This is a genomic window from Streptomyces sp. NPDC002044 (assembly GCF_040296725.1).
GTDB classification, from domain to species: Bacteria; Actinomycetota; Actinomycetes; order Streptomycetales; family Streptomycetaceae; genus Streptomyces; species Streptomyces antarcticus.
In genome coordinates this window covers 88,676-101,306 of the sequence record NZ_JBEOXU010000002.1, presented here as the reverse complement: position 1 = coordinate 101,306, position 12,631 = coordinate 88,676, and the positions used below count along the sequence as shown (strand labels likewise).

The following is a 12,631-nucleotide window of genomic DNA, read 5'->3' as shown; positions in this document are numbered from 1 at the left end:
CGGGGGTCGGCCACGGTGTGGGCGGTGGTGGTGACGACCGTGCTCTGCGCCGTGTTCGGGGGCGTGCTGCTGCTGGGGCAGGCCGTCGTGGCCCGCCACCGGGCTGCCGCGGCCGCCGACCTGGCGGCCCTCGCCGCGGCCGCGACCTGGGCCCACGGACCGGAGGCCGCCTGCGCCGCGGCCCTGCGGGTGGCCCGGGCGCAGGACGCGGCGCTCAGCTCCTGCCGGGTCCTGGGCGAGGTGGCCGAGGTGACGGCCCACCCGGCCACCGGCACCTTCAGCCCGAGGATCCGGTCCCGGGCGGGCCCGCCCGCCGAGCGAAGACCCCGACCCCCGGCTGCGACGGCCGAGTCCGCCGAGCGGGGTATCCCGCAGGCACCGGTCGGGTTCGTCGAGTGGCGACCCGCGGCCGTGCCCGTCGGGCCCGTCGGGTGGCGTGCCGGGGCCGGGTCGGGGGGCGGTGGTGCCGGGTGAGCTCACCCGGATGGCCCCCGGGTCCAGGTCCGGGTCCAGATCCGGGTCCGGGGCCGGGGCTACGGGCGTGAGGGTTCGGGGGCGGCTTCGGGCCGGGGGGCCGTCGGGGGGGCCGGGGACCCGGCGAGGAGGCGGGTGAGGAGCCGGACGGCGCCGCGCTTGTGGAGGGGGTCGTTGCCGTTGCCGCACTTGGGGGACTGGATGCAGGAAGGGCAGCCGGCCTCGCACTCGCAGGCGGCGATGGCGTCGCGGGTCGCGGTCAGCCAGGCGCGGGCCGTGTGGAAGGCCCGCTCGGCGAATCCGGCGCCGCCGGGGTGGCCGTCGTAGACGAAGACCGTGGGGAGGAGGGTGTCGGGGTGCAGCGGCACGGAGACGCCGCCGATGTCCCAGCGGTCGCAGGTGGCGAACAGCGGGAGCAGGCCGATGGAGGCGTGCTCGGCGGCGTGCAGGGCGCCGCCGAGGATCTCCGGGGTGATCCGGGCCTCGTCGAGCTGGTCCTCGGTGACCGTCCACCACACGGCCCGGGTGCGCAGGGTGCGGGGCGGCAGGTCGAGCTTGGCCTCGCCCAGGACCTCGCCGGTGATCAGCTTGCGGCGCAGGTAGGAGACGACCTGGTTGGTGACCTCGACGGAGCCGAAGCAGAGCCGGGCCGAGCCCCACGGGATCTCGGTCTCGGTCTCCAGGACGGAGATGGAGGTGGTGTCGCGGGCGGTGGTCGAGAAGGGCGGGTTCGCCTCCTCGACGAGGGCGGCCGAATCCTCCAGGTCCAGGTGCCTGACCAGGTAGGTGCGGCCCTGGTGGAGGTGGACGGCGCCCTCGTGGACGGCCGTGTGGGCGGCTTCCTCGTCGACCGTGCCCAGCAGCCGGCCGGTCGAGCCCTCGACGATCTGCACCGGGCGGCCGCCGCCGCCCCGGATGTCGGTCAGGTCGCAGGCCCGCTCCCGGCGGGTCCAGTGCCAGGCCGTCGCCCGGCGCCGCAGCAGCTTCGCCGCTTCGAGCTGGGGGAGGAGGTCGTGGGTGGCCGGCCCGAAGAGTTCCAGGTCGGCATCGGTCAGCGGTAGCTCGGCCGCCGCCGCGCACAGGTGGGGGGCCAGGACGTACGGGTTGTCGGGGTCCAGGACGGTGGCTTCCACCGGCTGCCGGAACAGCGCCTCCGGGTGGTGGACCAGGTAGGTGTCCAGCGGGTCGTCCCGGGCGATCAGGACGGCCAGGGCGCCCTGGCCCGAGCGGCCCGCCCGGCCGGCCTGCTGCCACAGGGAGGCCCGCGTACCGGGGTACCCGGTGATCAGGACGGCGTCCAGGCCGGAGACGTCCACACCGAGCTCCAGGGCGGTCGTGGCGGCCAGTCCCAGCAGCTCGCCGGAGTGCAGGGCCCGCTCCAGGGCACGGCGCTCCTCGGGCAGGTAGCCGCCGCGGTAGGCGGCCACCCGCCGGACCAGCGACCGGTCCACCCCCGCGAGGCGCTCCTGGGTGATCACGGCGATCAGCTCCGCGGCGCGCCGGGAGCGGACGAAGGCGACCGTACGGACGCCCTGGACGACCAGGTCGGTCAGCAGGTCGGCGGTCTCGGCCGTGGCCGTGCGGCGCACCGGCGCGCCCTTCTCGCCCCGCAGATCGGTCAGCGGGGGCTCCCACAGGGCGAAGACGAGCTCGCCGCGCGGGGAGGCGTCATCGGTGATCTCGATCACTCGGGTTCCGGTCAGCCGGGAGGCGGCCGTGGCCGGATCGCTGGAGGTGGCGGAGGCCAGCAGGAAGACGGGATCGGAGCCGTAGCGGGCGCACAGCCGCCGCAGCCGGCGCAGGACCTGGGCCACGTGGGAGCCGAACACCCCGCGGTAGGTGTGGCACTCGTCGATCACGACGTAGCGCAGAGCACGCAGGAAGGAGGACCACCGGGGGTGGGCGGGAAGGATCCCCCGGTGCAGCATGTCGGGGTTGGTGAGGACGTAGTTGGCGTACTGCCGCACCCACTCGCGCTCCTCGACGGGGGTGTCCCCGTCGTAGACGGCGGGGCGTACGGCGTTGCCCAGCGGGGCGGCCAGTTCGCGCACGGCGCGCCGCTGGTCGGCCGCCAGGGCCTTGGTGGGGGCCAGGTACAGGGCGGTGGCCCCCCTGCCGTTGGGGGCCTCGGCGCCGTCCGCGAGGGCGGAGAGGACGGGAGCGAGGTAGGCCAGCGACTTGCCCGAGGCGGTGCCCGTGGCGACGACGACGGACTCGCCGTCCAGGGCGTGCTCGGCGGCCGCGGCCTGATGCTCCCACGGGTGTTCGATTCCGGCGGCCTGGATGGCGGCTACGACATCCGTTCGGATGCGATCGGGCCAGACCGCATGACGACCCTCCCGAGGGGGCAAGTGCTCCGTATGGGTGATGCGCGCAGCTCGGGAAGGCCCCCTCGACAGGCGGTCCAGGACCGTGTCGGGAGTGGGTCGAGGGTCCGCGGGTGCCGTGGGCCGTCCGGGGCGGTGAGTATGGGCCATTGGAACCGAGTGTGTCACCGACGTGCGGGACAATGGTCCCAAGGCGTCGTGCGCGCCTGCCGGTAAGTGATTGAATGCCATCGCGGCAGCCAATCCCTCGCCCACCTTCGGGTGGGGAGGCCCCTGGGGGGCGCCGCTCGATAGCAAGGTGCTGGAGGATCCGTGGACCTGTCCCTGTCGACTCGCACTGTCGGCGACCGAACGGTCGTAGAGGTCGGTGGCGAGATTGATGTGTATACCGCGCCCAAGCTGCGCGAGCAGTTGGTGGAGTTGGTGAACGACGGCAGCTACCACCTGGTTGTCGACATGGAGCGAGTGGACTTCCTCGACTCCACCGGACTCGGTGTGCTCGTGGGAGGTCTCAAGCGCGTCCGTGCGCACGAGGGTTCGCTGCGCCTCGTGTGCAACCAGGAGCGCATCCTGAAGATCTTCCGTATTACCGGTCTGACCAAGGTGTTTCCCATCCACACCTCGGTGGAAGACGCCGTCAGCGCCACCGACTGACCGCTCCCGGCGGCGTGTGGCCGCCTGGGAGAACGGGGGTACCGGGCCATGGTCGGCCCGGGCCCCTGTCAAGGCACGCCCGTAGTCCGAGGGGGACGCGCATGGCCACCGTTGAACTGCGCTTCAGCGCCCAGCCCGAACACGTCCGGACGGCCCGCCTGGTCGCGGCCGCCGTGGCGCGCAGGGCCGGTGTGGAGGAAGCCGTCCTCGACGAGGTCCGCCTCGCCGTGGGCGAGGCCTGTTCGCGTGCCGTCGGACTGCACCGCGGGAACGGACTGACCGCGCCCGTACGGGTCATCCTGACCGAGGAGGAGAAGGTGTTCTCCATCGAGGTCGGCGACGAGGTTCCCGGGCCGCCCGGCGGGTCCGTCGACGGCGTGGCGGGCATCGACGTCGTCCTGGACCCGGACATCGAGGGCGAGGACGAGATGGGCCTCGCCGTCATCAGCGGGCTCGTCGACGACGTCGAGGTGACCAGTGGGGAATCGGGCGGGACCATTCGGATGAGCTGGCCCGTTTCGGGGACGTCCGAGCTGCCCTAGATCCACGGAAACGGCATTCCGTCGTATCGTCTGATCTTTAATCAAGGCCCTGCTGAGCAGGGCCTTTTTCCTTTCCCTTGATCGCTGATCAGTCGTCAATGCTTTTGCCCCATTACCACTTTCGAGGGTAATGGAGTGACGTGATCCATTGCTGAGGGGCAAGTGCAGGCCAATTGTGTTTCCTGCGCACTGTTTTGATCAGGGCGCGCTCCCTACAATCCGTCCACATCTTGAGCTCATCACGTCAAGGAGGACGAATGACGGGGCTCTTCACCCCTCTCGCGCCGGATCGCGCCACGGATCTGGCAGCCGCAGTACTCACCGATGACAACCGGCTCATCGTGATCGTCATCGCGGCCGTGGCCGTGGCCGCGCTCGTCGTCGCGCAGATCCTGGTCCGCCAGGTCCTCGCCGCCGACGAGGGAACCGACCGCATGAAGGAGATCGCCGCCGCCGTACAGGAAGGCGCCAACGCCTACCTCGGACGGCAGCTGCGCACCCTCGCCGTCTTCGCCGTCGTGGTCTTCTTCCTGCTCTTCCTGCTCCCCGCCGACGACTGGTCGCAGCGGGCGGGCCGGTCCGCGTTCTTCCTCGTCGGCGCCCTCTTCTCGGCGGGCACCGGCTACATCGGCATGCGCCTCGCGGTCCGCGCCAACGTGCGCGTCGCCGCGGCCGCGCGCGAGGCCACCCCGGCCGAGGGGGAGCCCGCCAAGGACCTCACCGAGGTCTCCCACAAGGCGATGAAGATCGCCTTCCGGACGGGCGGCGTCGTCGGCATGTTCACCGTCGGCCTCGGCCTCCTCGGTGCCTCGTCCGTCGTCCTGGTCTATGCCGCCGACGCCCCCAAGGTGCTGGAGGGCTTCGGCCTCGGAGCCGCCCTGATCGCGATGTTCATGCGCGTGGGCGGCGGAATCTTCACCAAGGCCGCCGACGTCGGCGCCGACCTGGTCGGCAAGGTCGAGAAGGGCATTCCGGAGGACGACCCGCGCAATGCCGCGACCATCGCCGACAACGTGGGCGACAACGTCGGAGACTGCGCGGGAATGGCCGCGGACCTCTTCGAGTCGTACGCCGTCACCCTCGTGGCCGCGCTCATCCTCGGCAAGGTCGCCTTCGGCGACCTGGGCCTCGCCTTCCCGCTGATCGTCCCCGCCATCGGCGTCGTCACCGCGATGATCGGGATCTTCGCCGTGTCCCCGCGCCGCTCCGACCGCAACGGCATGACCGCGATCAACCGGGGCTTCTTCATCTCCGCGGTGATCTCGCTCGTGCTGGTAGCGATCGCCGTCTACGCCTACCTGCCCGCCACCTACAAGGAGCTGGTCGGCGTCGAGGACGCCGCGATCGCCGCCCACGCGGGCGACCCGCGCGTGCTGGCCGTCGTCGCCGTCGCCATCGGCATCGTGCTCGCGGCCCTGATCCAGCAGCTCACGGGCTATTTCACCGAGACCAGCCGGCGGCCGGTCCGGGACATCGGCAAGTCCTCCCTCACCGGCGCGGCCACCGTCGTCCTCGCCGGAATCTCCGTCGGCCTGGAGTCCGCCGTCTACACGGCGCTGCTCATCGGCCTCGGCGTCTACGGCGCGTTCCTGCTCGGCGGCACGTCGATCATGCTCGCGCTGTTCGCGGTGGCCCTGGCCGGCACGGGCCTGCTCACCACCGTCGGCGTCATCGTCGCCATGGACACCTTCGGGCCGGTCTCCGACAACGCCCAGGGCATCGCCGAGATGTCCGGCGACGTCCAGGGTGCCGGCGCGCAGGTCCTCACCGACCTGGACGCCGTCGGCAACACCACCAAGGCCATCACCAAGGGGATCGCCATCGCCACGGCCGTGCTCGCCGCGGCCGCGCTCTTCGGCTCGTACAACGACGCGATCGCGACCGCGGTCAAGGAGGTGGGCGCCAAGGCCGGGGAGATGAACCTCAGCATGGACATCGGCCAGCCCAACAACCTGGTCGGGCTGATCCTGGGCGCCGCGGTCGTGTTCCTGTTCTCGGGCCTGGCCATCAACGCGGTCGCCCGCTCGGCGGGCGCCGTGGTCTACGAGGTGCGCCGGCAGTTCCGCGAGCACCCCGGGATCATGGACTACACCGAGAAGCCCGAGTACGGGCGCGTCGTCGACATCTGCACCAAGGACGCGCTGCGCGAGCTCGCCACGCCCGGCCTGCTCGCCGTGCTCACTCCGATCGCCGTGGGCTTCTCCCTCGGTGTCGGGGCCCTCGGCTCCTTCCTCGCCGGCGCCATCGGCACGGGCACGCTCATGGCGGTCTTCCTCGCCAACTCCGGCGGGGCCTGGGACAACGCGAAGAAGCTGGTCGAAGACGGCCACCACGGCGGCAAGGGCAGCGAGGCGCACGCCGCGGTCGTCATCGGCGACACGGTCGGCGACCCGTTCAAGGACACCGCCGGTCCCGCGATCAACCCGCTGCTCAAGGTCATGAACCTGGTGGCGCTGCTGATCGCGCCCGCCGTCGTGCAGTTCAGCTACGGCGACGACGCCAGCCCGGCCGTGCGGGCGGTCGTCGCGATCCTCGCGATCGGCGTCATCATCGGCGCGGTGTACGTCTCCAAGCGCCGCGGCATCGCCGTCGGGGACGAGACCGGGGACGAGACCGGGGACGGTGCCGCCGCGCGGGTGGCCCAGTCGCCCGGAACGGCATCGGTCTCCTGATCCGAACCGGGGCAGTGGAACGGGCGGGGCCGGGCGGGGCAGGCCGTACGCCCGAACGGCGGACGGGCGGCGCGTACCGACGCGTCGCCCGTCCGCCTTTGTGCATCCCCTGATGGCGGGCGTGTATCTTCCGGGCCGAGAGCCTTCGAAGGGACCAATCCGGTGAACAAGAAGCTTGCGGCCGCCTTGTCGGGCGGTGCGGTGCTGATGCTCGTCCTGTCCGGCTGCGGCGGGGACGACGACGGCGACAAGAAGGCCGACGCCTGGGCCAAGAAGGTCTGCGACCAGTGGCAGCCCCAACTCAAGAAGATCGAGACGGCCAACGCCGAGATCAAGCGCGTGGCGACGGAGAGCAGCAAGCCAGACGAAGTGCAGAAGACCGACTCGGCTGCCTTCGCGACCATGTCCGAGTCGTACAAGACGATGGGAACCGCCCTGCAGGAGGCGGGAATCCCGCCGGTCAAGGACGGCCAGTCGACCCAGACCGCGGCGGTCAAGGGCTTCGAGGAGACCTCGAAGGGCTACTCCGATCTGAAGACCCAGATGGACGCGCTGGACGTCAATGACCAGACGAAGTTCGCCGAGGGTCTCAAGACGCTCGCGGGCGGCCTGGAGAACGCGACCAAGGGGGGCAGGGACGCCGTCACCCAGCTCAACGCGGGCGGTCTGGACAAGGCCATGAACAGCCAGAAGGGCTGCCAGGTCACGGCGCCGTCGGCCTCGCCCAAGTAGCCGGACGGGCCGACGCCTTCCGCCGCGCCGCGGCGGGACGCCGTACGGCGCCTCCCGCGCGCCGCGCCGACAGGGCGGCCGGGCCCCCCGGGGGGGCCGGGGCCGCCCTGTCGCCCGCCCGGACGGTGCTCCGCACCCGGCCACCGCGGGCCCGCGGCCGCCCGGACGCTGCTCCTGGCCCGGCCACCACGGGCCCGCGGCGCCGCGCGGACCGCGCCGACGTCCGCGCGGCGCACGGATCGGCGCCGCCAGCGGACACAATGGGCGGGTGAGTACCACCAGCCTCCCCTCGTCCGAGCACGCCGCCGAGCTGCGCACCGCCCTGCTCGCCGCCGGCTTCACCGCCGACGGCCTGCTGGACCTGCTCGGCGCCCCCGCCTACGCCGCGCTGGCGCGCAGCGAGACGGTTCCCGCCCTGCGCGCCACCCGGCGCGGCGGCGACGGTCCGCTCGCGAGCCTGGTCCGGCTCTTCCTGCTCCAGCAGCCCGTGCCGTACGCGCACGCCGCGGCCGCGCTGCCCGTCGGGGCGGCCCTGGCCGACGGCTGGCTGCGGCGGGAGGGCGACGAGGTGCGCGCGGCCGTCGACGTACGCCCGTACGGCGGCCCGGACGGCGAGGACTGGTTCATCGTCTCCGACCTCGGCTGCGCCGTCGGCGGGGCCGGCGGGATCGGCAGCAGGGAGGAGGGCGTGGTCCTCGGCGTCGGGGGCGCGTCCACGACGCTGGCCGGGATCACCGTCCGGATCCCGGTGGGCTCCGCGCTGGACGTCGGCACCGGTTCGGGCATCCAGGCCCTGCACGCCGCCCAGCACGCGACCCGGGTCACGGCGACCGACGTCAACCCCAGGGCCCTGGAGTTCACCCGTCTGACACTCGCGCTGTCCGGGGCCCCGGCCGCCGAGCTGCTCGCCGGGTCGCTCTTCGAGCCGGTCGGCGACGCCACGTACGACCTGATCGTGTCGAACCCGCCCTTCGTGATCTCGCCGGGCGCGCGCCTCACGTACCGGGACGGCGGCATGGGCGGCGACGACCTGTGCCGGACCCTGGTCCAGGAGGCCGGGGCGCGGCTCAATCCGGGCGGCTACGCGCAGTTCCTCGGCAACTGGCAGCACGTGGAGGGCGAGGACTGGCACGACCGGCTGCGCTCGTGGGTGCCCCGCGGCTGCGACGCGTGGATCGTGCAGCGTGACGTACAGGACGTGACGCAGTACGCGGAGCTGTGGCTGCGCGACGCGGGCGATCACCGGGACGACCCCGAGGCGTACGCGCGGCGGTACGAGGCATGGCTGGACGAGTTCGAGGCACGCAAGACCAGGGCCGTCGGCTTCGGCTGGATCACCCTGCGCCGGTCGGACGCGGCCGAGCCCTCGATCGTGGTCGAGGAGTGGCCCCACTCGGTCGAGCAGCCCCTCGGGGAGGCCGTCCTGGCTCATTTCGCCCGCCAGGACTACCTGCGGGACCACGACGACGCGGCGCTGCTGGAGGGCTACTTCCTGCTGGCCGCGGAGGTGGTCCAGGAGCAGGTCGGAGCGCCCGGCGCGGAGGATCCCGAACACGTGGTGCTCCGGCAGAACCTCGGCATGCGGCGCGCGACCAAGGTCGACACGGTCGGGGCCGGGTTCGCGGGAGTGTGTGACGGCTCACTCAGCGCGGGGCGGATCCTGGACGCCATCGCGCAGCTGGTCCAGGAGGATCCGATCGTCCTGCGGGACCGCACGCCGGAGGCCATCAGGATGCTGGTCGAGCAGGGCTTCCTGGAGCCGGTGAGGGACCCCTCGGCCTAGCCGGAGCGGTTGCCGACCGCGTCCCGGATCGCGTGCCGGACCGTAGCCGACCCGGGATGTAACCCGGGGTTCGCCCGCCGTATCCCCGCGCCTGCCAGGCTCCTGCGCAGCGGGGTCCGGGGGGATCCCGGGAGCGGCCCGGGGGTAGGGGGAACGGCATGGAAAACGGTCCGGCGGTCTTCGCGGCGGTCGTGTTCCTGCTGTTCGGGGCCGCTCTGCTGATCTGGACGGGGGCGCGCGCACTGCACCGTGCGCCGGTGGCCGAGGGCGTGCGCCCCGTCGTCGCCGTACCGGTGACCCTGCTCACCGGCGGCGTGTTCCTGGCGCTCGGGCTGTGGTGCCTCGCCCGGCTCTGACGGGAGCGCCCGGAGCGGCGTATCCGCCGGGAGAACGGCGATGCCGGGAGGGGGGCGGGGGCGGGGCCAGACGGCCCCCGGGCCACCCGGCCCGGTGACCGGGGACGGTCCGGCGCGGCATCCGGGCGGCAGAAACGGCACTTGTCGGGTTACCGTTCGAGTGGCCGTTGCGGGCTTGTGCCGTTTGACACGGGGGCGGGTTGTACCGTCACACTCCGCAGCGTCGCCGTACTGCGACCGAGTGCCGACCGGAGAGAAGAGCCAAGTTGTCCCCGACTAGCGAGACCGCAAAGGGCGGCCGCCGACTCGTCATCGTCGAGTCCCCTGCCAAGGCGAAGACGATCAAGGGCTATCTCGGCCCCGGGTACGTCGTCGAGGCGAGCGTCGGGCACATCCGCGACCTCCCCAGTGGCGCGGCCGAGGTTCCCGACAAGTACACCGGCGAGGTCCGCCGGCTCGGCGTGGACGTCGAGCACGACTTCGCGCCGATCTACGTCGTCAACGCCGACAAGAAGGCCCAGGTCAGGAAGCTCAAGGAGCTCCTGGCCGAGTCCGACGAACTCTTCCTCGCCACCGATGAGGACCGCGAGGGCGAAGCCATCGCGTGGCACCTGCAGGAAGTCCTCAAGCCCAAGGTCCCCGTCCACCGGATGGTCTTCCACGAGATCACCAAGGACGCGATCCGCGACGCCGTCGCCAACCCGCGCGAGCTCAACCAGCGCATGGTCGACGCCCAGGAGACCCGCCGCATCCTCGACCGCCTCTACGGCTACGAGGTCTCGCCGGTCCTGTGGAAGAAGGTCATGCCGAAGCTGTCGGCGGGCCGCGTCCAGTCGGTGGCCACACGCATGGTCGTCGAGAAGGAACGCGAGCGCATCGCCTTCCGCACCGCCGAGTACTGGGACCTGACCGGTACCTTCTCCACCGGCCGGGCCGGCGACGCGTCCGACCCCTCGACGCTGGTCGCCCGCCTGAACACGGTGGACGGCAAGCGCGTCGCCCAGGGCCGTGACTTCGGCTCGACCGGGACGCTCAAGAGCGAGGTGCTGCACCTCGACGAGGCGGGCGCCCGGGCGCTGGCCGCCGCGCTGGAGGGCGCCTCGTTCGCCGTCCGGTCGGTCGAGTCCAAGCCGTACCGCCGCTCCCCGTACGCCCCGTTCCGTACGACGACGCTCCAGCAGGAAGCCTCGCGCAAGCTGGGCTTCGGTGCGAAGGCGACCATGCAGGTGGCCCAGAAGCTGTACGAGAACGGCTTCATCACCTATATGCGTACGGACTCCACGACGCTCTCCGAGACGGCCGTCACGGCGGCCCGCGCCCAGGTCACGCAGCTCTACGGGGCCGACTACCTGCCGGAGAAGCCGCGCGTCTACGCGGGCAAGGTCAAGAACGCGCAGGAGGCGCACGAGGCGATCCGTCCTTCGGGCGATCGTTTCCGCACTCCGGCCGAGACGGGCCTGACCGGCGACCAGTTCCGCCTGTACGAGCTGATCTGGAAGCGGACCGTCGCCTCCCAGATGAAGGACGCGGTCGGCAACTCGGTCACCGTGAAGATCGGCGGCCGCGCCGCGGACGGGCGCGACGCCGAATTCTCGGCCTCCGGCAAGACGATCACCTTCCACGGCTTCATGAAGGCGTACGTCGAGGGCGCGGACGACCCGAACGCCGAGCTCGACGACCGCGAGAAGCGGCTGCCGCAGGTGGCCGAGGGCGACGCGCTCGCCGCCGAGGAGATCACGGCGGACGGCCACTCGACCAAGCCGCCGGCCCGCTACACCGAGGCTTCGCTGGTCAAGGAGCTCGAAGAGCGCGAGATCGGCCGCCCGTCGACCTACGCGTCGATCATCGGGACCATCCTCGACCGCGGCTACGTCTTCAAGAAGGGCACGGCGCTCGTGCCGTCCTTCCTGTCGTTCGCCGTGGTGAACCTCCTGGAGACGCACTTCGGGCGCCTGGTCGACTACGACTTCACCGCGAAGATGGAGGACGACCTCGACCGCATCGCGCGCGGCGAGGCCCAGTCCGTGCCGTGGCTGAAGCGGTTCTACTTCGGCGCGGAGGACGCCTCCGAGGTCGTACCGGCCCAGGGCGACCACCTCGGCGGCCTGAAGGAACTGGTCACGGACCTGGGCGCGATCGACGCCCGGGAGATCTCCTCCTTCCCCGTCGGCGACGGGGTCGTGCTGCGGGTCGGCCGCTACGGGCCGTACGTGGAGCGCGGCGAGAAGGACGCGGAGGGCCACCAGCGGGCCGACGTACCGGAGGACATGGCGCCGGACGAGCTGACGGTCGCGTACGCGGAGGAGCTGTTCGCGAAGCCGAGCGGCGAGTTCGAGCTCGGCAAGGACCCGGTCAGCGGGAACGAGATCGTCGCCAAGGACGGCCGCTACGGCCCGTACGTGACGGAGATCCTGCCCGAGGGCACGCCGAAGACGGGCAAGAACGCGGTCAAGCCGCGGACGGCCTCGCTCTTCCAGTCGATGTCCCTGGACACGGTCACGCTCGACGACGCGCTCAAGCTGATGTCGCTGCCGCGGGTCGTCGGAGTGGACGCGGAGGGCGTGGAGATCACGGCCCAGAACGGCCGCTACGGCCCGTACCTGAAGAAGGGCACGGACTCGCGGTCGCTGGAGACCGAGGACCAGCTGTTCTCGATCACGCTGGACGAGGCCCTGGCCATCTACGCGCAGCCGAAGCAGCGGGGCCGCGCGGCGGCCAAGCCGCCGCTGAAGGAACTGGGCACCGACCCGGTGAGCGAGAAGCCGGTGGTGGTCAAGGACGGCCGCTTCGGGCCGTATGTGACGGACGGCGAGACGAACGCGACGCTGCGGCGGGACGACGACGTCGAGACGATCACGCCGGAGCGGGGCTACGAGCTGCTCGCGGAGAAGCGGGCGAAGGGCCCGGCCAAGAAGGTCGCGAAGAAGGCCCCCGCGAAGAAGGCGCCGGCCGCGAAGAAGGCTCCGGCCAAGAAGGCGACGGCGAAGAAGGCGGTGGCGGCGACCAAGACCACCGCCGCGAAGAAGGCCACGGCGAAGAAGACGGTGGCGAAGAAGACGGCGACGGCGGACGAGTAGCCGCTCCGCCCGGC

General features: G+C 72.0%; 9 protein-coding genes. 8 read left to right on the top strand and 1 reads right to left on the bottom strand.

Features of this window, described 5'->3' with window-relative positions; all coding sequences use genetic code 11:
- The first annotated feature begins 24 nt into the window (after window positions 1-24).
- On the top strand, window positions 25-474 hold the full coding sequence (locus ABT106_RS01180; protein WP_502979143.1) for an Rv3654c family TadE-like protein: 450 nt from the start codon (window positions 25-27) through the stop codon (window positions 472-474).
- Window positions 475-533: 59 nt separating this feature from the next.
- On the opposite strand, the gene ABT106_RS01175 is transcribed toward ABT106_RS01180, so the two are convergent.
- Window positions 534-3,032 (bottom strand): DEAD/DEAH box helicase, encoded by a 2,499-nt coding sequence (locus ABT106_RS01175; protein WP_351270465.1) that lies wholly within the window; start codon window positions 3,030-3,032, stop codon window positions 534-536.
- Between the two features lie 81 nt (window positions 3,033-3,113).
- Between ABT106_RS01175 and bldG the strand changes: the two genes are divergently transcribed.
- From bldG to topA, 7 genes are all read left to right on the top strand, one after another.
- Window positions 3,114-3,455 (top strand): anti-sigma factor antagonist BldG, encoded by a 342-nt coding sequence (bldG, locus tag ABT106_RS01170; protein ID WP_267751850.1) that lies wholly within the window; start codon window positions 3,114-3,116, stop codon window positions 3,453-3,455.
- A 101-nt stretch (window positions 3,456-3,556) separates the two neighbouring features.
- Window positions 3,557-3,997 carry an ATP-binding protein gene (locus ABT106_RS01165; protein ID WP_351270462.1) on the top strand — a complete coding sequence of 147 codons (441 nt, stop codon included), beginning with the start codon at window positions 3,557-3,559 and terminating at the stop codon, window positions 3,995-3,997.
- 257 nt (window positions 3,998-4,254) lie between these two features.
- Entirely contained in the window at window positions 4,255-6,669 is a 2,415-nt protein-coding gene (locus ABT106_RS01160) for a sodium-translocating pyrophosphatase (RefSeq protein WP_351270459.1), read from the top strand.
- Between the two features lie 162 nt (window positions 6,670-6,831).
- A complete protein-coding gene (locus ABT106_RS01155; RefSeq protein WP_267721217.1) occupies window positions 6,832-7,401 on the top strand; it encodes a small secreted protein in 570 nt (189 codons plus the stop codon).
- Between the two features lie 268 nt (window positions 7,402-7,669).
- Complete coding sequence (locus ABT106_RS01150) at window positions 7,670-9,184, top strand: DUF7059 domain-containing protein (protein ID WP_351270457.1); 1,515 nt, start codon at window positions 7,670-7,672, stop codon at window positions 9,182-9,184.
- Window positions 9,185-9,342: 158 nt separating this feature from the next.
- Window positions 9,343-9,540, top strand: a complete 198-nt coding sequence (locus ABT106_RS01145) for a hypothetical protein (RefSeq protein WP_351270455.1) — start codon at window positions 9,343-9,345, stop codon at window positions 9,538-9,540.
- Between the two features lie 266 nt (window positions 9,541-9,806).
- Window positions 9,807-12,617, top strand: coding sequence for a type I DNA topoisomerase (gene topA / locus ABT106_RS01140; protein ID WP_351270453.1), 2,811 nt, complete (start codon window positions 9,807-9,809; stop codon window positions 12,615-12,617).
- Window positions 12,618-12,631 lie beyond the last annotated feature (14 nt).